17 protein-coding genes and 3 tRNA genes are annotated in these 19,794 nt (G+C 75.3%); 12 read left to right on the plus strand and 8 right to left on the minus strand.

Annotated features, from left to right (window positions below):
- Positions 1 to 13: 13 nt before the first annotated feature.
- Positions 14 to 991, minus strand: a complete 978-nt coding sequence (locus ACN9MS_RS02600) for an NAD(P)H-quinone oxidoreductase (RefSeq protein WP_426310595.1) — start codon at positions 989 to 991, stop codon at positions 14 to 16.
- A 231-nt stretch (positions 992 to 1,222) separates the two neighbouring features.
- Here ACN9MS_RS02600 and ACN9MS_RS02605 point away from each other — a divergent pair, with 231 nt between their 5' ends.
- From ACN9MS_RS02605 to ACN9MS_RS02625, 5 genes are all read left to right on the plus strand, one after another.
- On the plus strand, positions 1,223 to 5,155 hold the full coding sequence (locus tag ACN9MS_RS02605; protein WP_426310596.1) for a nitrate- and nitrite sensing domain-containing protein: 3,933 nt from the start codon (positions 1,223 to 1,225) through the stop codon (positions 5,153 to 5,155).
- A gap of 36 nt (positions 5,156 to 5,191) precedes the next feature.
- Complete coding sequence (locus tag ACN9MS_RS02610; RefSeq protein WP_024839165.1) at positions 5,192 to 5,641, plus strand: roadblock/LC7 domain-containing protein; 450 nt, start codon at positions 5,192 to 5,194, stop codon at positions 5,639 to 5,641.
- 34 nt (positions 5,642 to 5,675) lie between these two features.
- Positions 5,676 to 6,062: a DUF742 domain-containing protein gene (locus ACN9MS_RS02615; protein ID WP_031317001.1), complete on the plus strand. Its 387-nt coding sequence runs from the start codon at positions 5,676 to 5,678 to the stop codon at positions 6,060 to 6,062.
- A 403-nt stretch (positions 6,063 to 6,465) separates the two neighbouring features.
- Complete coding sequence (locus ACN9MS_RS02620; RefSeq protein WP_426311806.1) at positions 6,466 to 7,071, plus strand: GTP-binding protein; 606 nt, start codon at positions 6,466 to 6,468, stop codon at positions 7,069 to 7,071.
- Positions 7,072 to 7,173: 102 nt separating this feature from the next.
- Positions 7,174 to 7,258: transfer RNA gene (locus ACN9MS_RS02625), tRNA-Ser, on the plus strand.
- Between the two features lie 44 nt (positions 7,259 to 7,302).
- Here the strand turns inward: ACN9MS_RS02625 and ACN9MS_RS02630 are convergent.
- Positions 7,303 to 7,863 carry a hypothetical protein gene (locus tag ACN9MS_RS02630; RefSeq protein ID WP_426310597.1) on the minus strand — a complete coding sequence of 187 codons (561 nt, stop codon included), beginning with the start codon at positions 7,861 to 7,863 and terminating at the stop codon, positions 7,303 to 7,305.
- 95 nt (positions 7,864 to 7,958) lie between these two features.
- Between ACN9MS_RS02630 and ACN9MS_RS02635 the strand changes: the two genes are divergently transcribed.
- Together ACN9MS_RS02635 and ACN9MS_RS02640 are read left to right on the plus strand one after the other, a co-directional pair.
- Positions 7,959 to 9,236, plus strand: a complete 1,278-nt coding sequence (locus tag ACN9MS_RS02635) for a threonine/serine ThrE exporter family protein (protein WP_389277309.1) — start codon at positions 7,959 to 7,961, stop codon at positions 9,234 to 9,236.
- 107 nt (positions 9,237 to 9,343) lie between these two features.
- Positions 9,344 to 9,432, plus strand: a tRNA-Ser gene (locus tag ACN9MS_RS02640).
- A gap of 110 nt (positions 9,433 to 9,542) precedes the next feature.
- On the opposite strand, the gene ACN9MS_RS02645 is transcribed toward ACN9MS_RS02640, so the two are convergent.
- Both ACN9MS_RS02645 and ACN9MS_RS02650 read right to left on the minus strand, forming a co-directional pair.
- Positions 9,543 to 10,916 carry an FtsX-like permease family protein gene (locus tag ACN9MS_RS02645; protein WP_426310598.1) on the minus strand — a complete coding sequence of 458 codons (1,374 nt, stop codon included), beginning with the start codon at positions 10,914 to 10,916 and terminating at the stop codon, positions 9,543 to 9,545.
- A complete protein-coding gene (locus tag ACN9MS_RS02650; protein WP_426310599.1) occupies positions 10,913 to 11,851 on the minus strand; it encodes an ABC transporter ATP-binding protein in 939 nt (312 codons plus the stop codon). The genes ACN9MS_RS02645 and ACN9MS_RS02650 overlap by 4 nt, the downstream gene beginning before the upstream one ends.
- A gap of 229 nt (positions 11,852 to 12,080) precedes the next feature.
- Between ACN9MS_RS02650 and ACN9MS_RS02655 the strand changes: the two genes are divergently transcribed.
- From ACN9MS_RS02655 to ACN9MS_RS02670, 4 genes are all read left to right on the plus strand, one after another.
- Positions 12,081 to 12,153, plus strand: a tRNA-Arg gene (locus ACN9MS_RS02655).
- A gap of 98 nt (positions 12,154 to 12,251) precedes the next feature.
- A complete protein-coding gene (locus tag ACN9MS_RS02660; RefSeq protein ID WP_426310600.1) occupies positions 12,252 to 12,854 on the plus strand; it encodes a GDSL-type esterase/lipase family protein in 603 nt (200 codons plus the stop codon).
- A gap of 103 nt (positions 12,855 to 12,957) precedes the next feature.
- Positions 12,958 to 13,566 (plus strand): TetR/AcrR family transcriptional regulator, encoded by a 609-nt coding sequence (locus tag ACN9MS_RS02665; RefSeq protein WP_426310601.1) that lies wholly within the window; start codon positions 12,958 to 12,960, stop codon positions 13,564 to 13,566.
- Positions 13,567 to 13,604: 38 nt separating this feature from the next.
- On the plus strand, positions 13,605 to 14,630 hold the full coding sequence (locus tag ACN9MS_RS02670; protein WP_426310602.1) for an alpha/beta fold hydrolase: 1,026 nt from the start codon (positions 13,605 to 13,607) through the stop codon (positions 14,628 to 14,630).
- 42 nt (positions 14,631 to 14,672) lie between these two features.
- Here ACN9MS_RS02670 and ACN9MS_RS02675 read toward each other — a convergent pair whose 3' ends face one another.
- Positions 14,673 to 15,101 carry a hypothetical protein gene (locus ACN9MS_RS02675; protein ID WP_426310603.1) on the minus strand — a complete coding sequence of 143 codons (429 nt, stop codon included), beginning with the start codon at positions 15,099 to 15,101 and terminating at the stop codon, positions 14,673 to 14,675.
- 130 nt (positions 15,102 to 15,231) lie between these two features.
- Between ACN9MS_RS02675 and ACN9MS_RS02680 the strand changes: the two genes are divergently transcribed.
- Positions 15,232 to 15,855 carry a GyrI-like domain-containing protein gene (locus ACN9MS_RS02680; protein WP_426310604.1) on the plus strand — a complete coding sequence of 208 codons (624 nt, stop codon included), beginning with the start codon at positions 15,232 to 15,234 and terminating at the stop codon, positions 15,853 to 15,855.
- 43 nt (positions 15,856 to 15,898) lie between these two features.
- On the opposite strand, the gene ACN9MS_RS02685 is transcribed toward ACN9MS_RS02680, so the two are convergent.
- The 3 genes from ACN9MS_RS02685 to ACN9MS_RS02695 form a co-directional block, all read right to left on the minus strand.
- The gene (locus tag ACN9MS_RS02685; RefSeq protein ID WP_426310605.1) at positions 15,899 to 16,612 is read right to left on the minus strand and encodes an anaerobic ribonucleoside-triphosphate reductase activating protein; all 714 of its coding nucleotides are present in this window, start codon (positions 16,610 to 16,612) and stop codon (positions 15,899 to 15,901) included.
- A 157-nt stretch (positions 16,613 to 16,769) separates the two neighbouring features.
- Positions 16,770 to 18,812 carry a biotin/lipoyl-binding protein gene (locus ACN9MS_RS02690; RefSeq protein ID WP_426310606.1) on the minus strand — a complete coding sequence of 681 codons (2,043 nt, stop codon included), beginning with the start codon at positions 18,810 to 18,812 and terminating at the stop codon, positions 16,770 to 16,772.
- Positions 18,805 to 19,791 carry a hypothetical protein gene (locus ACN9MS_RS02695; RefSeq protein WP_426310607.1) on the minus strand — a complete coding sequence of 329 codons (987 nt, stop codon included), beginning with the start codon at positions 19,789 to 19,791 and terminating at the stop codon, positions 18,805 to 18,807. Before ACN9MS_RS02695 ends, ACN9MS_RS02690 begins: the two co-directional genes overlap by 8 nt.
- Between the last annotated feature and the right edge of the window lie 3 nt (positions 19,792 to 19,794).

Consider the following 19,794-nt stretch of genomic DNA (forward strand, 5'->3'; position numbering starts at 1 on the left):
GGGCGGGATCGCGTCAGGGAACGAGGAGCACCTTGCCGAAGACCTCGCCCGAGTCGAGCAGCTCATGCGCCCGCGCGGCCTCCTCGAGCGGGAGGCGTGCGTGCACCACGGGGCGCACGCGCCCGTCCTCCACCATCGGCCAGACGTGCGTGAGGACCTCGTGCACGATGCGCGCCTTCTCGGCCGGGGGCCGCGCCCGGAGCGTCGTCCCGGCGACGGTGGCGCGGCGGGCGAGGAGGAGGCCCAGGTCGAGCTCTGCGCGTCGTCCCTTCTGCATGCCGATGACGACCAGGCGCCCGCCCGTGGCGAGCACCTCCAGGTTGCGCGGCAGGTAGGCGGCGCCGACGACGTCCAGCACGACGTCCGCGCCGTGCCCGCCGGAGGCGTCCCGCACCGCGGCGACGAAGTCCTCCTCGCGGTGGTCGACGGCGAGGCTCGCCCCGAGCGCGAGGCACCGGTCGGCCCGGTCGCGGCCGCCCGCGGTGACGGCCACGCGGGCGCCGAGCGCGGCGCCGACCTGCACGGCGACGGTCCCGACACCCCCCGACCCGCCGTGCACGAGCAGCCACTCGTCCGGGGCCAGGCGACCGACGTCGACGACGTTGCTCCACACCGTGCACGCCGCCTCGGGGAGCGCGGCGGCGTCCACGAGGCCCACGCCGTCGGGGACGGGCAGCACCTGCGTCGACCGGACGCGCACCTGCTCCGCGTAGCCGCCGCCGTCGAGCAGCGCGACCACGCGGTCACCCACGGACCACCCCGTCACGGACTCCCCGACGGCCGCGACCGTGCCCGAGACCTCGAGGCCGGGCCAGTCCGGTGCGCCGGCGGGCGGCGGGTAGGATCCGGCGCGTTGTAGCAGGTCAGCGCGGTTCACGCCAGCGGAAGCGACGTGGACCACGAGCTCGTCCGGTCCGGGGGTCTGGTCAGGGAGCGCGGAAACCGTTAGTTTCTCAGGGCCACCGGGGGCCGATATCGTGACGCCTCGCACATCGCCGAGACTACGCGGACGGCCCGGGAGGCGCCGGTTCGCCGACGGGGCGTCGCGGGAGCAGGACGAAAGTTCACGCTCCTCGCGGATTAGGTGTCCGGGGGATGTGCACCGATAGTTAGTACGCACGACCGGGGAGCGGAGCCCGGGAGGCGCCGCTGCCACGCGCGCCGACCGCGCCGCCGAACGGGTGGACCAGGGTGATGGAGGCAGGTTCGTATGCTCCGCAGGTTGAGCGTTCGCGGGAAGATCCTTGCGGCTCTCGCGGTGCCCGTCCTCGTCCTCTTCGCGGCCGCCGCGATCATCTCGGCACAGGCCATCGGGTCGGCGCGCGACGCCAGCCAGACGAGCGCGCTCGTCGGGGCGCTCGCGGCGCAGGACGCGGCAGGGACCGAGATCGCGGCCGAGCGCACGTACTCCTTCCTGGACGCGGTCGCCGGGACCGAGGACAGCGAGGCGCAGATGATGGCGCAGCGCGAGAAGACGGACAAGGCGCTCGACGCGCGCGACCGCGCGTACGAGAGGCTCGACACGTCGGCGCTCGACCCGCGCGTGCGGGAGGCGGTCGCCGACACGATCGCGGACCGGAACGACCTGACGGCGATCCGGCAGTCCATCGACCGGTCGTCCATCGGCCAGCTCACGCGCAACTCGCAGTACAACGCGCTCATCGACTCAGCGCTCGACGTGCCCCGTACGCTCGCCGACACCGCCCCGGACCGCGCACTCGCTCAGTACCTCGACGCCTACGTCCTCCTCGACGAGCTCCTCGCGCAGCAGGCGCTCGAGCAGCCGCTCGCCGGTGCGGTCCTCGCCGCCGCCCAGGTCGGTCAGGAGAGCAACGAGACGAGCCAGCAGGCCGCGGTCCTGGTGACCAACGGTGACGCTCTCACGGCGCGCGCGGGCACGGCCGTCCGACGGCTCCCGGGAGACTTCCGGCTCGTGCCGCCGGGTGCGACGTACAACCAGATCCGACAGAACCTCGCCGGCTCCCGGCCCAAGGCGACGCCGCCCAGCCAGGCTGCGCAGTGGCCGGACCTGTCGCAGGCGGACCGGGACCAGACGAGCCCGGTGCGTGACGACGTCCGCACCGCCACCGCGGAGAAAGCGTCCGACCTCGCGGGTGCGGCGACCACCCGAGCGGTCGTCACGATCCTCGCGACCCTCGCGGCGGTCATCGCCTCGATCCTCGTCGCGGGCTTCATCGCCCGCGCGATCGTCAACCCGCTGCGCCGCCTCACCGACGCGGCCGAGGACGTGCGTGACCAGCTCCCACGGCTCGTCGAGCAGGTCGCCGTGCCGGGCCAGGGCCCGGGCATCGACCTGGCGCCGATCACGGTGGAGTCCACGGACGAGGTCGGCCAGCTCGCGACCGCGTTCAACGACGTGAACCAGACGACCATCAAGGTCGCGCGCGAGCAGGCCGCCCTCCGCGGCTCGATCGCGGAGATGTTCGTCAACGTCGCGCGTCGCGACCAGGTGCTCCTCAACCGGCAGCTCGCGTTCCTCGACGACCTCGAGCGCTCCGAGGAGGACGCGGGCACGCTGTCCAACCTCTTCCGCCTCGACCACCTCGCGACGCGTATGCGCCGCAACGCGGAGTCCCTCCTCGTCCTCGCGGGCATCGACTCGGGTCGCCGCGTGCGTCAGCCCATGCCGGCCTCGGACGTCATCCGTACGGCGTCCTCCGAGATCGAGCTGTACGACCGCGTCCGCCTGAACCTGGTCGTCGACCCGCTCATGCTCGGGCACAACGCCCTCAACGCCGCCCACCTGCTCGCCGAGCTCCTCGAGAACGCGACGATGTTCTCGGAGCCGCACACGCCGGTCGAGGTCACGACCGGGCGCGACGAGCACTTCGTCTACGTGACGGTCCGCGACCACGGTCTCGGGATGACGCCCGACGAGATCGCGGAGGCGAACCGCAAGGTCGCCACGCACGCGGCGTCGGACGTCGTCGGCGCGCAGCGCCTGGGCCTCTTCGTCGTCGGTCGCCTCTCCGACCGTCTCGGCGCGAGGGTGCGGTTCAGCGCGGGCGGCGACGACCAGGGGACCGAGGTCGTCGTGTCCTTCCCGGCCGCCCTCTTCGTCCCCGACTCGAACGTGCCGCTCCCGCAGCCGACGGACCCGCTCGAGACGAGCACGCAGGCGGCGGCCCAGCAGCTCGCCGGCACGGGAGTCGTCCCGGCGCTCCCCGCCGCGGAGGTCGTGGCCCCGGCCGCTCCGTCGATCCCGGCACCCGCCGCGACGGCGTCGTTCCCGACCGTCGAGCCCGAGGCTCCCGTCGCGGTGCCCGTCGACCTCGACGCGCTCACGGACGGCACCACCCAGACCGGTATGCCCCGCCGTCGCTCGCGCACGGTCGACCCCGCCGCCGCGGCGCCGAGCGCGTCCTTCGCGTCGGGTCCCCAGACCGGTGCGATCGTCCTGCCCCCGCTCGCCACGCCGGCACTGCCGGAGCAGCTCCCGGCGGCGGACGAGGCGTGGAGCCCGCCCGCGGAGGTCGCCGACGCCGGCGCCGCGCTCCCGAGCAGGTCGCGCCCGGCGACGAGCCCCGTCGAGCCGGTCTCCGCCGAGATCCCCGTCCTCGACGTGAGCACGCGCAGCGCGCTCTTCTCGAGCTTCCGCCCGGTCGGCGACCGTCCGGCCACCGAGAACCCGGTGGAGCTTCCCGTCGCCCCGGACGTCACGGCGACGGACATCCCGCTCGTCTCCGAGGCACCGGCCGACACCCCGGTCCAGCAGGACGTGTGGACGCCGCAGGATCCGGCCGTCGCGCCGGCCCCGGACACCTGGGCCCCCGCGCAGGCGTGGGCGCCGGAGCAGCCCGCCGAGCAGGCGTGGACGCCCGAGCAGCCCGCTGAGCAGGCGTGGACGCCCCAGCAGCCCGCTGAGCAGGCGTGGACGCCCCAGCAGCCTGCCGAGCAGGCGTGGACGCCGGAGCCGGCTGCCGAGGCGTGGGCGCCGTCGTCCGTGGCCGACGCGCCGCTCGACGCGACCCGGGTCGTGCCCGCTGTCGCGGCCGAGCCCGTGGACGAGGCGACCGTCGCGCGCGTCCCGCTGGTCGAGCGTGCCCCTGCGGCCGCGGAGCCGGTCGCGGCCCACGCGCAGGCCCCGGTGCCGACCGTGGCCCACGCCGAGGCAGCGTCGGTCCCGGTCGTGCCGGCGGGCGACGGGGCCGAGGCGGCGGAGGACATCCCCGCGGAGCTCACCTTCGAGGCGCTTCCCCGCTTCGAGGAGCTGATGGCCGACCTGCCGACACGTCGCTCGCTGCGTGAGAGCCAGGCGCGCAAGCGCGGGCTCTTCGGTCGGCGCCCTCGGACGACCGCGACGCCGCAGGCGCGCCCGGCCGGGCCGTCCGCGGAGGCGCTGGCGTCCCGCCCCGCCGGAGCTCCCGCAGCTCCAGCTCCGGCAGCCCTGACGCCGGATCCCGTTCCTGCAGCCTCGGTCGCCGCTCCTCCGGTCGCGGCACCGACGGCCCCGTCGCAGGAGCACCAGGCCCCCGAGCGGTCATCGGCGTTCGCGCCGCGCGCCGGGCAGCCCGTGGGCGGTGCGACCTCGGCGTCGTTCGCCCCGGAGCCGTTCGCCGCCCCGGTGCAGGAGACGCGCACGCTCGCCCCGGTGCAGGACGTGCCGTCCGCGGACACCGGCTACGCGGCGCGGGAGGCGTCCTTCGCGGCCCCCGAGGTCGCACCGAGCCCGGCTCCGGCCGGGTACGGACCGCCGACACCGCTCGTCCGGCGGCAGGTGGGGGAGGCGATCGAGCCGCTGGAGCCTGGGTACATCGCCGACTCGGTCGAGGCGCGGTCGGACTGGATGGCGTCCGCGGTGCTGTACGAGGAGATGTCCACCCTGCTGCAGGGCAGCACCGACTTCCAGGAAGCGACCTTGGCGGACCCGAACGACGGCATCTACCAGCCCCTCCAGGTCGACGGCACGACGGCGGCGGGCCTGACCCGACGCTCGCGCGGCGAGGAGCGAGAGGGCTACGTCGACCGCTTCACGGCCCGCATCGACCGTGACCCGGAGCAGCTCCGGGCCCGTCTGTCGGCGTTCCAGTCGGCCACGGCCCGCGGCCGTGTCGAGGGCCAGGACGAGACGAGTTCGACCTGGACCCCCCAGGCCATGGATTATGTCCCTGATTCAGCGCCGCAGGCGCGGTGACGACATGCCGTCTGCGGCAACTGACGAGGAGGAAGAGTGAACGCGCTCAGCACCGAGGCAACCAACTTCGGGTGGCTGCTCGACAACTTCGTGCGGACGGTCCCGGGCAGCCGGCACACGCTCGTGGTGTCGGCGGACGGCCTGCTCATGGCGATGTCGGACCAGCTCGACCGCACGAGCGGTGACCAGCTCGCGGCGATCGTCTCCGGCATGTCGAGCCTGACCCGTGGGGCGGCCCGGCAGCTCAACGGAGGGAACGTCCGCCAGGCCATCATCGAGATGGACAACGGGTTCCTGTTCCTGATGAACGTCTCGAACGGGTCCGTCCTGGGCGTCGTGGCGGAGGCGAACTGCGACATCGGCCTCATCGGCTACGAGATGGCGCTCCTGGTCTCCCGCACCGAGGCGACACTGACGCCGCAGCTCATCTCGGAGATGCGGGGTAGCCTTCCGGTCGACGGCGCGACGCGAGCCCCGGTGGGATGAGGACTGATCGATGACGAACGTACCTTTCGGCAGCATGGGAGCACACGACGGGTACGAGGCGGCCACGGTCCGCCCGTACGCGGTCACGGGCGGTCGTGTGCGCTCCGCCACGTCCGACCTCCCGCTCGAGGCGCTCGTCGAGGTCATGCCGGGCGCCGTGAACAGCTTCGGGCTCCCGCCCGAGAAGCGCTCGATCCTCCAGCACGCCGCGCACACGTACGTCTCGATCGCCGAGCTCTCCGCGCTCCTGCGCCTCCCGCTCGGTGTGACGAAGGTGCTCGTCGCGGATCTTCAGGAGGACAACTACATCACCGTCCACACGTCGACCCCGCTCAACGTCCACACGGGCCACGGCAGCAACCACTCGGGTCTGTCCCTGAGCGTCTTGGAGAGTGTTCTCAATGGCATTTCCACCCTCTGACGGCTCGGGCAGCGCGCCGCAGGCAGGGCAGCCGTCCGGGGTGATCGGGGGAGCGCCCGGTGGCCAGTCGGCGGTCCGTCAGACGGCGTGGGCACCGGTGAGCGCGCCCGTCGGTGCGCCCACCCAGGCTCCGGCGGCGGCCGTCCCGGCGCGCCCCGCGGCGCCGGCGGCACCTGCGGCGCAGCCGGCGCCGACCGTCTCGGCTCCCGCCCCGACGGCGACGGCCCAGGCAGCCGCTCAGCCGCGCACCGCGCCGCAGCCCGTCGCCGCCGCGCAGCCTGTCGCGGCGCAGCCCACCGCTCCGGCCCAACCTGCCGCCCCGGCCCAGCCTGTCGCCGCCGCGCAGCCCGCCGCTCCGGCGCAGCCCGCCCCCTCCGTGGCGCCGGCGCAGCCGACCGCTGCGGTGCAGCCCCCGGCCGCGCAGCCCGCAGCAGCCGCGACGCCCGCGCGGACGGCGCCGACGGTCGTCAAGATCGTCGTCGCCGGCGGGTTCGCCGTCGGCAAGACGACGTTCATCGGGTCGATCTCCGACGTCGAGCCGCTCAACACCGAGGCTGCGATGACGGAGCACTCGGTCGGCGTCGACGACGCGGGCGGCGTGTCCGACCGCAAGACGACGACCACCGTCGCGATGGACTTCGGGCGCGTGTCCCTCCCGGGCAACCTGTGGCTGTACCTGTTCGGCACGCCGGGCCAGGACCGCTTCCTCTTCATGTGGGACGACCTGGTCCGCGGTGCGATCGGCGCCGTCGTGCTCGTCGACACCGACCGCCTCGAGCAGTGCTTCCCGGCGATCGACTACTTCGAGTCGCGCAACATCCCGTTCGTCGTGGGCGTGAACTGCTTCGACGGCGTGGCCAAGCACAAGCTCGAGGACGTGCGCGAGGCGCTGCAGATCCCCGCGCACGTGCCCATGCTCTACACGGACGCGCGCTCCCGGGCGGCGACCAAGCAGACGCTCATCGCGCTCGTCCAGCTCGCGATGCGTCAGCTCCGCGGCGCCGCCTGACGACGCGTCGCCACCCGGCACGACCGCACGACGGCGGGCCGCCCTCCTCGGGGTGGTCCGCCGTCGTCGTGCCCGGCTGGGGCGTGCCACAATGGCTCGCCGGGAGGGCTGACAGAGCGGCCTAATGTGACGGTCTTGAAAACCGTTGTGCGGCGACGCACCGGGGGTTCGAATCCCTCGCCCTCCGCTTCCGACGCGGGGCACCGGAGACCGGTGCTCCGCGTCGAGCCGTCAGTCCTCGTCTACGTCGAGCACGGCGAGAGTCCGGTCCGTCGAGGTCCCGACGACTGCGAGGTCGAACGTGTAGGGGCTGACCGACGACAATCCGTAGATCTCGTCGACCGGACCGTCGGCCGGGTCGAGGACGACGTTGGTGGACCACTGCGTGTCCGACGGCATCTGCCCGGCGAGAAGAGCGGCGACCGCTGCCGCTGCGTCGACGGACAACCGCACGTCGTGGTAGGCGAGGTGCCAGCGGAACGCTCGCACGAGGACACGCTCGGCATGGGACCGGGTGCACGGCACGAGGGCGTGAGCCCCCGGATGCTCGCCGGGGCCCGGCGGATTCTCCGGCGGCCCCCAGTCGAGGAAGGCTCGGCGCAGGAGCTCGTCGAGGACGTCCGCCTGCTCGCTAGCGCGGTCGTCCACGACGACGTAGGGCAGGTCGGCCTCCGTTCCCGCGACGTACGGGTCGAGCGCCCGGCGGAGGTCGGACGGTCCCACCCGCCAGCGCGCCGGTGCCGGGCCGGGTGCTGCGCCTGTCGCGACCGTGTCGCGCGCCTCCTCGACCATGGTCGGACGATATCGCGGCGGTCGCGGCCCGCAGCCCCGACGCGGAGGGACCTTCGGCGAGTGCCGGGCGGGAGGTCGTACGGGATCATGGCCTCGTGACGCCTGAGCCCTCCCCGGCCGACGAAGCCGGTCTCGAGCCCGTCGACCTCATCCGCCGGTCGGGCACCGTGCTGCGGATCGGCCGCCTCGCGCTCTCCGCGGGCACGGGCAGCTACCGCGTGAAGTCGCACATGACCCGTGCGGCGAGGGCGCTGGGGCTCGACCACATCGCCGCCCACGTGACGCTCACGGAGATCACCGCGACGTCGTACCGGGGCCCGATCTTCCGCACCGAGCTCACCGAGGTCCGCTCCATCGGGATCAACGCCGACCGCCTGGCGCAGCTCGAGCGGTTCTCCGCGACGCTGCCCGCGGGCGCCGACCTCGACGCCGTGGACGCGGAGCTCGACCGGATCGCTCGCCGGCCGCCGCTGTACGGCGCGCTGCTCAACGCCCTGTGGGCGGGGATCGCGTGCGCGGCCTTCGCGTTCCTCAACAACGGCGGCCTGGTCGAGTGCGGCGCGGTGCTGGTCGCCGCGGCGCTGGGCCAAGGCGTGCGGCGCGCGATGCTGCACCGCGGGATCAACCAGTTCGGCGTGACGATGCTCGCGGCGGCGGTCGCGAGCATCGCCTACCTGGTCCTCGTCCTGGCGCTGTCGGCGCTCGCGGGCGTCGACGGCGGGCACGAGGCCGGGTACGTCTCCGCGGTGCTCTTCCTCGTTCCCGGGTTCGCCCTCGTCACGGGGGCGCTCGACCTCGCCAAGCTCGACTTCTCCGCCGGGGTCGCCCGGGTGACGTACGCGCTCATGATCCTCGCCTCGGCCGCGCTGGCCGTGTGGGGCGTGTCGGCCGCGGCGGGGCTCGCCCCGGACCCGGTCCCGCCGCCCGGTCTCGCGGAGCCGCTGTTCCTCGGCCTGCGGAGCGTCGCGAGCTTCCTCGGGGTGCTCGGGTTCGCCCTGATGTTCAACAGCCCGTGGGCCATGGCGCTCGGGGCCGCGTCGATCGGGATGGTGGCGAACGTCGGGCGGCTGCTCCTCGTGGACGCCGACGTCGTGCCCCAGGCGGCCGCGGCGGCGGCCGCGCTGCTCGTCGGTCTGCTCGCAGCCACGGTCGCCCCGGCGCTGCGCGTCCCGCGCATCACGGTGTCGGTGCCGGCGGTCGTCATCATGGTCCCGGGGGTCACGGCGTACCGGGCGGTGTACGAGTTCAACACCGGCGCGACGGCGCAGGCGCTCGCCTACGCCGTCGAGGCCGGGCTGGTCATCGTCGCGCTCGCGATCGGCCTCGCCGTGGCCCGGATGCTGACGGACCGCGAGTGGACGTTCGAGCGCTAGGCGTACTGACCGGACAGGGGCGCGCGATGCCGCCGGGCCCGGCGGTTTGGTCTCGCGGCGACGCCCTTGTACCCTGGGCGACGCAGGTTCTCCCGTCGAGCCTGCGAGGAGACGTCGCATAGTCAGGTCTAGTGCGCCACCCTGCTAAGGTGGTAACGGAGCAATCCGTTCGAGGGTTCAAATCCCTCCGTCTCCGCTCAGGAAGGTCCCGGTGCTCAGCGCCCGGGGCCTTTTCTGTTGCCCGGCGGAGCGCTGTCAGCGCCCCACGGTCCGGAGACCTGCGGGGCGCTGACGCGTACGGGGTCGTTACGCGCTCCCCGTGGTCGCGAGCGCGGACCGGACGACGAACCGCGAGGCCCCCGCCCCGGCGAGCACGAGGGCTGACGCCGCCGCCACGCACACGAGGAACTGCACGACGACCTCGACGTTCGCGAACGCGTTGAGACCGATCACCGGGACCATGAACAGCAGCGCGGCGAACGTCGAGACACCGACGCTCACGACGAGCGGGACGAGCGTCTCGCGGAAGCGCGCCTGGTCGAGCGTGCGCAGGTCCGTCCCGGACAGGACGAGCGTGCGGTACTCGTTGCGCTGGTCGATGACGCGCCCCGCCTGCATGACGCCCGTCGAGACGGCGGCGAGCACGCCCGCGATGGCGAGGGTGAGGAACCCGCCGGTCTTCATGTCGGTGAGGTACTGCACCTCGTCCGGGTCGGCGCCCAGGCCGGGATCGAGGAGGGCGAAGATGCTCGTCAGTCCCGCGATGAACGTCGCGAGCGCGACCCCGCCGACGGAGCGCCACGCCGTCTTCGGGTTGTCCACGATCCGCCGCCCGGCGAGCAGCGTCGGCACGCGCCGTGCCGAGCCTGCCGTCATCTTGCCCACGAGCCAGATGACGAACGGGCCGACGACGTTCACCGTCGCGAAGCCGACCAGCAGGATGACGGTGAGGACGGTCAGGACGACCGCCACGGACCCGAAGGACAGGTTGGTCGCGATGATCAGTGCGACGAACGCGACGCCCATCGACAGCAGTCGGACAGCCTTGAGCCCGGGGGGCGTGACGCGGGCCGCGACCCCGAGCGGGGTGATCGCGACGCGGCGCAGGCTGACGAGCGCCGAGACGAGTGCGATCGCGACGACGAGCACGACCGCACCGAGCAGCGCGGGTACCCCCACCCAGAGCTCGCCGATCGCGAAGGTGCGTCCCTGGAAGCGGAGCTGCGCGACGAGGGGCAGCAGCGCGCCGTAGCCGAGCAGTCCGGCGAGGGCGCCGATCACTGCCTGTGCGGCGGCGTCGAGGGCGGTGAGGGTGGTGACCTGGCCCGTCGTCGCCCCCGCGAGGCGCAGCGCCGCGAGCCGGGCGTCACGGCGCGCGACGGCGAGGCGCGCGGCGGCCGCGCCGAGCGTCACGAGCGGGATGAGCAGCAGGAGCGACGCGACGCCCGCGAGGAGCGGGTACTGCGTGGCGTACGGGGTGATGGCCGAGTCCATGCCCTCGCGCATGCCGTCGATGCCGCCGGCGCGCTCGAGGAACGCGTGGAAGCCGCCCATGACGACGAGCAGGATCGCCGTCGTCACGCCGAAGGCGATGATCGCGAGGACGTTCGTCAGGCCCTGCGGGTCGCGCTCGTCGGCGCTGCGGCGGCGCAGGAGCCACCAGAGGTCGACGGTCCTCATCGCGCGCTCTCCCGGCCGCTCTCGTGGCTCAGCGCGGAGGGGGTGGTGGGCGCGGCCGGAGCGCCGGGCACGTACCCCGCGGCGGGGTGAACGGCCATCGCGGCCTGGGTGGCGGCGTCGTACGGGGCGGCGGGCGGCGCCGGCGGCAGGGAGGCGGGCTGCCCGACGGCGGTGCTTGCCACGGGCTGCTGCGCCGCGCCCGGCGCGGGCTGGGCCCCGGGCGCGAAGAACTCGCCGGAGATGCGACCGTCGCGCATGGTCACGGTGCGGGTGCAGTGGCGCGCGACGCCCGCGTCGTGCGTGACGACGACGAGCGCGGCGCCCGAGTCGCGGGTGGCGCGCGTGAGCACGTCGAGGACCTCGGCACCGGTCGACTGGTCGAGCGCGCCCGTGGGCTCGTCGGCGAAGACGACGCCGGGCGAGCCGACGAGCGCGCGCGCGATCGCGACGCGCTGGGCCTGGCCGCCGGAGAGCTCGCCCGGTCGGCGCTGCTCCATCCCGGCGAGGCCGAGGTGCGCGAGCCATCGTGCGGCGACGGCCGTGGCCTCCGTGCGCGCCGTGCCCGCGAGCATGAGCGGCAGGGCGGCGTTCTCGACCGCGGGCAGCTCGGGCAGGAGCTGGCCGGACTGGAAGACGAAACCGAAGTCCTGGCGGCGCAGGACGGTGCGCCGCGCCTCGGACAGCGTCGTCACGTCCTCACCCCGCCACGACACCGAGCCGGAGGTCGGGGTGATGATGCCCGCGAGGACGTGCAGGAGCGTCGTCTTGCCGGAGCCGGACGGGCCCATGATCGCGAGCGACTCGCCCGGGTGGACCGTGAGGTTCACGCCCGCGAGGGCGTGCGTCGCGGTCTGGGCGGAGCCGTAGACCTTGGTGAGCGCGCTCGCGACGAGAGGCGAGCCGCCGGGAGCGGAGGAGGGGCCGGTGAACGTCATGGATCGATCGTCCGACGGCGGCAGGTCCCGCCGCGTCGGGCTGGGGGCGGGACGTCGAGAAGCTCGCGTCCGACCCTGGGGGGACCGCCCGGCGCGCCGGGTGCGGCGAGGGTCGGACGGCGTGGCGTCCGTCACCCCGGGCCTCCGGGGGCCGGATCGGTTTGGGTTCGGGGCGGGGACACGGTAGTGTTCTCGACGGCCGGTGAGCGATCAGCGGCAAGCAGGACCAGCGCCCGTAGCTCAACGGATAGAGCATCTGACTACGGATCAGAAGGTTGGGGGTTCGAATCCCTTCGGGCGCACCTCATGACGAACGGCCTCACCCGCACGGGTGGGGCCGTTCGTCGTCTCTCCGCTGGGTGGCAGCGGGTGCCGGGCGCTGTGATCGTAGACTGCGCCGGTGCGACGTTCAGACCGTGACGTGCGGGTGTGCTTCGTGGGTGACTCGTTCGTCGCGGGGCTGGGGGACGGGTCGGCGCTGGGTTGGGTCGGACGGGTCGTGGCCGCGTCGGCCGCCCGAGGACTGCCCCTGACCGCCTACAACCTCGGGGTGCGGCGGGACACGTCGGAGCAGGTCGCGGAGCGGCTGGCCCGCGAGGTCGCGCCACGTCTCGCCCCGGCCGCGGAGCCGCGCGTGGTCGTCTCCTTCGGCGTCAACGACACCGCCCTCGGCGACGACGCCCGCCCGCGTGTCGACCTCGCGGGCTCCCGCGCGGCGCTGCGCCGCATCGCGGCGGACCTCGGCCCGGTCCCGCTGCTCCTGGTCGGTCCGGTCGCCGTGGACGACGACGACCACAACGCGCGCTCGGCCGAGCTGGACGCCGCGCTCCGCGACGAGGCGTCGGCGCTCGGCGTGCCGTACGTCCCCGTGCTCGACCGGACGGCGCGCGACGCGACGTGGCGGCACGAGGTGCGCGCGGGCGACGGCGCGCACCCGGGCGCGGCCGGCTACGCGGTCCTGGCGGGGCTGGTCGAGGAACAGGTGCTCGCGTGGATCGGCTGACGCTCACGGGGGACCTCGCGCCGGGCACGACCCCGCTGCCGGCTGCTCTGTCGGCGCGGACAGGGGTCTCCCGGTTTCCGCACGATCGTGCTACGTTCGCCGGGTGACCAAGGGCGACGAGACGCGGCAGGCGATCCTGCACCGTGGCGTGGAGACCGCGTACCGCGTCGGGCTGACCGGGCTCACCATCGGCGAGCTCGCGTCAGCCACGGGCATGTCGAAGTCCGGCCTGTACGCGCACTTCCGCTCCAAGGAGTCGCTCCAGCTCGCGGTGCTCGGCCGGGCGCGCGCCGAGTTCGTCGACACGGTGGTCGCCCCCGCGCTGCGCACCCCGCGCGGCGAGCCCCGGATGCGGGTGCTGTTCGAGGGGTGGCTCGCGTGCGACCTGCGCCAGGACCCCGGTGGTTGCCTGTTCGTCAATGCCGCCACAGAGCTCGCCGCCCAGGCGGGGCCTGTCCGGGAGCAGCTCGTGCGCGACCATCGCGACCTCTACGAGGCCGTCGCGCAGGTCTTCCGCACGTGCGTCACCGAGGGCGGCTTCCGCGCCGACGTCGATCCGCAGCAGTTCGCCTCCGACCTCTACGGCGTCATGCTCGGGGCGAACCACGCGCACGCCTTCATGGCCGACCCGCTCGCCGAGGAGCGCGCCCGGCGTGCGTTCGAGGCCCTGCTCGACGCGGCGCGCACACCGGCGCCGGTCCCCGTCCGCTGACCGCACCCGTCTGCACCACCGACCGAGAGGAACCTCCCGTGGGCGTCTCAGGCTCGAAGAAAAGCACGACCGTTCGTGCCGACCGCCGTCGTGCGGCGCGGCGGCGCAAGGCCGCTCTCCAGCTCGCGCTCGTCCGCGCGCGCCTCGCCGCACTCCAGGCCGTCTCGCCGAGCCGGGCCGCGCGCCTCGCGCTCGACCTGTGGTGCACCCCGCCCGACGGCGCCGGGCGACGTCGGGACGACCGCACGACCCCCGGCACGCTCACCACGGTGACGACCGACGCCGGTTCACGCGTCGTCGTCGAGACGTGGGCCGGGGCCGGCGCCGAGGACCGGGCGCGTCGTGACGGTGGCCCGACGGCGACCGGCTCTCCCGCCGAGGCGGGCGTCGTCTACCTGGCCCACGGGTGGGGCGGGTGGCGCGGCCAGCTCGGCGCGTTCGTCGAGCCCCTCCGGGCTGCCGGCTACCGCGTCGTCGCCTTCGACGCGCCGAGCCACGGCGACGCGGGTCCCGGCCGGCTCGGTCCCCGGCGCAGCACCATGCCCGAGCTCGCGGACGCCCTCGCAGCGGTGGTGCGCGAGCACGGCGACGCGACGGCGGTCGTCGCGCACTCGCTCGGCACCGCGACGACCGTCCTCGCGGTCCGCGACGGACTGCCCGCGGAGCGGCTCGTGCTCGTCGCGGCGATCGCGGACGTGCTGGGCGAGCTCGACGGGTTCGCCGACCTGCTCGGGCTCTCGCGCCCGACCCGCGAGCTGCTCCAGGGCCTGATCTCCGACGTCGCCGGCCGTCCGCTCGCCGAGCTGGACGTGCGCGAGACGCTGCGCAGCCACCCGGTCCCGCCCGCGCTCGTCGTGCACGACCGGGCGGACAAGGAGGTCCCGTACCCCGTCGGCGCAGCGCTCGCCGCGGTCTGGCCCGAGGGCGAGCTGCTCACGACCGAAGGGCTCGGGCACCACCGCCTGCTGCGCGACCCCGAGGTCGTGCGCGCCGTCGTGGACTACGTGACGCCCGTGCACCCCGACGAGCCGGTCGAGCACGACCTCGCGCGCCGCGGGGCATGAGCGGCTCGTCGTCCCGGTCACCGGGACGATCGCGCTCCGGCGTCAGGCGGGCGGCGCGTAGCCCGTGGCGCGCGTGAGGGCACGGGCCCGGTTCGAGCGGGAGAGCATCACGCAGCCCGGGATGAACGCGCCGAGCAGCACGGGCCCGCCGACGAGCATGACACCCCAGACGACGATCGCCAGGTAGCCCGCGGCAGAGTTCCGCGACGGGTCGCTGTCGGCGTACGCGAGGAGGACGATGCTGAGGACCGCCGCCGCGACCATGAGCACGACGGGCACCCAGATCAGCGCCCACGCCGTCGTCCGGTACCGGCGCGTGAACGCCGCCGGCGGGATGGTCGGCAGCGGAGGGTAGCCCGCGTGCGGCGATCCCGGCTGCGGGTATCCCTGGTGCGGGTGTCCGGGGTGGCCGGGCGGGGGCGGCCCCGGAGCGGGGCGCGCGGGCGGGTACGGGGGCGGCGAGGCGGTCACACCGTGTGGATACCAGTCGCCGGACGGGGGCGCCAGCGCCGTCCACGCCGGGTGGTCGCCGCGCGGTGGGCCGGACGGGCCGGTGAGGCACGGGCGGGCCGTCGTCGGGGGCGGCGGGTAGCGTCGGGCCATGCCCTCGGACAAGGTGGACCTCAAGGCGCAGCACCGCGAGCTGTACGCACCGCCGCGGGGCCGGTTCGTCGAGGTGGACGTCCCGACGCTCGCCTACCTCGCGGTCGACGGCGAGGGGGACCCGAACACCTCGCCCGCCTACGCGGCGGCGGTCGAGGCGCTCTTCTCCGTCTCCTACGCGGTGAAGTTCGCGAGCAAGCGGGAGGGGCGCGACTACGTCGTCGGGCCGCTGGAGGGCCTGTGGACGGCCGAGGACCCGAGCACGTTCGTGCGGCGGGAGAAGGACGCGTGGCGCTGGACGCTGCTGGTGCTCCAGCCCGACTGGGTCGACGAGGACCTCGTCGTCGCGGCCACGGAGACGGTCCGCGCGAAGAAGGACGCCCCGGCCGCGCTCGACCTCGTGCGGCGCACGAGCCTCACCGAGGGCCGGTCCGTGCAGACGCTGCACGTCGGGTCGTACGACGACGAGGGCCCGGTGCTCGCGGAGCTGCACGACGTCTACCTGCCCGAGCACGGGCTGACGTTCGCCGGGCCGCACCACGAGATCTACCTGAGCGACGTGCGCCGCACGGACCCGGCGAGGCTGCGCACGGTGCTGCGCCAGCCCGTCCGCCCGGCCTGAGGCTCGACGCGACGCCCCACGACGACCTGCCGACGGTCCGCCCTCACGCGGCCGAGCGGCGGCGTGCCCAGGCGAGGTCGGTGTCGTCGAGCACGTCGGCGAGGCGACGGCCCGCGAGCGTGCGGGTCCACGCGGCGGCCGCGCCGTCGGGCACGGCCTCCTGGAGCACCCACTCGCGCACGCCGAGGCGGCGCAGGTGCGTGCCGAGCGCGAGGAGCTCGGTGCGCGAGTGCACGCTCGGGTCGACCGTGGTGCGCACCTCGTGGTCGACGCCGGAGCGCAGCAGCACGGTCAGCGCCTCGAACGCGCGGCGCCCGGACGGGATCGTCCCGGTGACGACGGGGTAGCGCGAGGGCAGGTGCTTGATGTCGAGGCCCACCCAGTCCACGAACGGCAGGAGCCGCGCGAGCCGCGCGGGCCAGGGGCCGGCGGTGTGCAGCCCGACGTCGAGGCCGAGTCCGCGCACGTCGTCGATCGCCCCGAGGAGACCGGGATGGAGCGTCGGCTCGCCGCCCGAGAACACGACGCCGTCGAGCAGCCGACGGCGCGGGGAGAGGAACGCGACGACCTCGGACCACGGGACCGCGTCACCGGGCGGCGGCGACCCGTGGGCGGCGACCGCGCACAGGCCCGGGTGGTGGCAGTACCCGCAGTGCCACGGGCAGCCCTGCGTGAGGACCGTGGCGACCCGCCGCCCGGGCCAGTCCGTGACGGACAACCGGTTCACTCCGGCGACCACGAGGCCGGGGCGGGTCATCGGCGGCTCCTTCCGACGCACGACTGCCCGGGAGTCCGACGGGTCGGGGTGCCCGCCGCGCTGCCAGGACCTCGAACGTAGCGCCGCCGCCCGGTGCGCCGGACCGGTCGAAGGTCCCGACCTGTCCGGCGCACGACGGCGGCCCCGGTCGTGGCGCTCAGCCCGACGGCGGACCGCCGGACCCGCCGCCACCCTGCGGGAACCCGCCGCCGGGGAAGCCCTCGCCGGGGACGTCCCCGCCCGGGAAGCCCTCGCGCGCGTCCGACCCGTCCGAGCCGAGCCCGGTCAGCCCCGACGACTCGTCGTCCTGGACGAGCTGCTGGGCGAGGTCGGCGAGCACGACCTCGTCGCCGGCCGAGAGACCGTCCGTGATCTCGGTGAGCTCCGGCCCGACGGCGCCCGTCGTCACGGTCACGGTGCGGACATCGGCGCCGTCGAGCACCCGGACCGTGCGCGCCGACCCGTCGGCCGCCACGGCGGACGTGGGCACGACGAGCACGTCGTCCACGGCGGCGACGGCGATGGTCGCGGCCGCGGACGCCCCCTCCGGCAGCTCGCCGTCGACCGGGTCGAGCGCGACGGTCGCCGCGTAGGACGGGGTCGAGGTCTGGGAGTTGCTGAGCACCGCGATGCTGCTCACGGTCCCCGTGTACTCGGCGCCGGTCGCCGGGACGGTCGCCGTGACGGCCTGCCCGACCGCCACGACCTTCACGTCGGCGAGGTCGAGCGTGGACGACAGCACGTACCCGCCGTCGCCGAGGATCGTCACCGCGACGTCGCTCGTGCCGACCGACGTCCCGGCGGCCACGTCGACCTGCGCCACGGTCCCGGCGATCGGTGCGGTGAGCGTCCCCGCGGCAGCGGCCGCCTCCGCGACGTCCACCTGCCGCTCCGCGACCGTCACGGCGGCGCGGTCGGCGAGGATGCGCTCGGCCGTGACGGTGCCCGACGACGTCTCGCGCCCGGCCGCACCGCTCCCCGACGGCGCGGAGCCCGCGGAGGGCTGGTCGCCGCCGCCCGACGAGCCGCCCGACGCGCCGCCCGGCGCCGCGCCGGACGTCCCGCCCGAGGGTGCCCCGGAGCCGCCCGCCGACGGCGCGGCGGTGCCCGGGACGGGCGTCGTCGCGGAGCCGCCCGAGCCGGAGCCCCCTGAGCCGGAGCCCCCTGAGCCCCCGGTCCCAGCCTCCTGCGCGTCGAGGAGGGCCCGGACAGCGGCGTCGAGCGCGGCGGACCGCTCGCCGAGCGTGGCGACGGTGTCGTCGAGGTCGGCGACGAGGTCGACGAGCACGCCCTGCGCGGTGCCCGTCGTCCGCTGGGCGGCGTCGGTCGCGACCAGCGCCTCCTGCGCGGCGACGACCGCCGCGGCGCACGCGGCGAGGTCGTCGGCGGTGGCCGCCGCACCGGCGTCGGCTCCGAGGACGACGGCGCACGCGCCCTGGTCGCCCGTCGCAGCCTCGACGGCCGCCCCCGAGGCGCCGAGCGCCGTCGTGCCGGCGAGCACCGCGTCCTCGACCGACGCGTACCCGGCGAGCAGGGCGTCCTGCGCCGCCTGCACGTCCGCCTGCGCGGCGGCGAGCGCGTCGCGCGCGGCGACGACGGCCCGCTCCGCCGCGTCGGCGCTGCTCGCGTCCACGGCCACGGCACGCGTCTCGCCGGTGCTCGTGGTGCCGACGACCAGGACCGCGGAGCCCGCCGCGGAGCTCGCGCCGACGCCCCCGGTGCCGGACGCGCCGGACGCGGACGCCGTCGACACGGTGCTCGACACGGTGCTCGACGAGGTGCCCGACGAGGTGCCCGACGAGGTGCCCGACGCCTGCGCCTCGAGGTCGTCCGCCAGCACCTGCTGCGCGTCGGCGAGCGTCTGCTGCGCGTCGTCGACCGCGTCCTGGAGGTCGTCGGCGTCGAGGGTCGCGAGGACGTCGCCCGCCTCGACGCGGTCGCCCGCCGCGACGGCGACGGTCGCGACCGTGCCCGACGTGCCGAACGTCGCGTCCGCGCGAGCCGCCGACGCGACCGTGGCGCTCGTGGACACCTGCTGCGCGACGTCGCCCGTCGCGACGGTCGCGGTGCGGTACCGGGTGTCCGCGGGACGCAGCGCGTAGGCGGTGCCGCCCGCGCCCAGCACCGCGAGCGCCACGCCCGCCGCGACGAGCCGGTGGCGCCGTGACCGGCGACGCCGACGGACGACCGCGTCACGCATCGCTACCACCGGAGCCCTGGTCGCCCTGGCCGCGGTCCTGGCCGTCGCGACCGCCGGGGAAGCCCTCGCGGCCCCCGGGGAAGCCGCTCGTGCAGCCGTCGTCGCCCGGCGCGGAGACGGTCAGGCTCGTCGCGGTGAGCGTGCCGTCGTCCCCGCTCTCGCCCTGCGCGCTGACGCACTGCCCGACGACGACGTCGTCGCCCGACCCGGTGCGCTGGACGGTGTAGGCGGTCGCGCCGTCGACCGCCACGGTCTCCTCGCCGCTCTGGCCCTCGGGCGTGGTCGTGCTCACCGTGATCGTGGCGCCGTCGACGGCGGTGACGAGTCCCGTCGTCAGGCCGCCGAAGCCGCCGCCCGGGCGCCCCTCGCCGTCGGGCACGCCGGACGGCACGTCGGTCGGCGCCCCGTCGGGGCGCTCGCCGTCGGGGACCCCGCCGCCCGGGAAGCCGCCTCCCAGGCCGCCAGCGCACTCGCCGTCGACCGGATCGCTCACGGACACGGTCGCGACCGCGGCGTCCTCGGTCGTGTCGTCGCTCTCGTCCCCGGGCGTGCCGCCCGGTGAGCCGGTCAGGACCACGACGCAGGACCCGACGGCGACGTCGGCGAGCGTGCCGTCCACGGTCACGGTGACGGTCGTGGCGTCAGACCATGAGACCGCGGTCTGGGACTCGCCGTCCTGGACCTGCGCCGTCGTGCCGTCGACGGCGGCGACCTCGCCCGAGACGGCGGGCGGGCGACCGCCACCGCCCGCGAGCGCGTCGTCGGGGGCACCGTCAGGGGCCCCGTCCTCGGCGGACGAGGAGGACGTCGCGGGATCGGGGGTCGCGGCGTCGGAGGCCGAGCAGGCCGTGAGGGCGAGGACGAGCCCGACGGCTCCCGTCGCGACGAGCGCGGCGCGCGAGCGCCGGCGGGGCAGACCGACGCGTACCCGGTCGGCGGTGGGACGGGGGAGCGGGGGAGCGGTGGTGCGCGGGGTCATGGG

Origin of the sequence: Cellulosimicrobium sp. E-16 (assembly GCF_049913115.1) — a bacterium.
GTDB lineage: Bacteria > Actinomycetota > Actinomycetes > Actinomycetales > Cellulomonadaceae > Cellulosimicrobium.

Bases quoted from the DNA above. Each gene is read 5' to 3' on its own strand.
- ACN9MS_RS02615 (WP_031317001.1), top strand. From the start codon at position 5,676: ATGGGAGCACACGACGGGTACGAGGCGGCCACGGTCCGCCCGTACGCG.
- ACN9MS_RS02630 (WP_426310597.1), bottom strand. From the start codon at position 7,863: ATGGTCGAGGAGGCGCGCGACACGGTCGCGACAGGCGCAGCACCCGGC.
- ACN9MS_RS02645 (WP_426310598.1), bottom strand. From the start codon at position 10,916: ATGAGGACCGTCGACCTCTGGTGGCTCCTGCGCCGCCGCAGCGCCGAC.
- ACN9MS_RS02650 (WP_426310599.1), bottom strand. From the start codon at position 11,851: ATGACGTTCACCGGCCCCTCCTCCGCTCCCGGCGGCTCGCCTCTCGTC.
- ACN9MS_RS02680 (WP_426310604.1), top strand. From the start codon at position 15,232: ATGCCCTCGGACAAGGTGGACCTCAAGGCGCAGCACCGCGAGCTGTAC.
- ACN9MS_RS02685 (WP_426310605.1), bottom strand. From the start codon at position 16,612: ATGACCCGCCCCGGCCTCGTGGTCGCCGGAGTGAACCGGTTGTCCGTC.
- ACN9MS_RS02690 (WP_426310606.1), bottom strand. From the start codon at position 18,812: ATGCGTGACGCGGTCGTCCGTCGGCGTCGCCGGTCACGGCGCCACCGG.
- ACN9MS_RS02695 (WP_426310607.1), bottom strand. From the start codon at position 19,791: ATGACCCCGCGCACCACCGCTCCCCCGCTCCCCCGTCCCACCGCCGAC.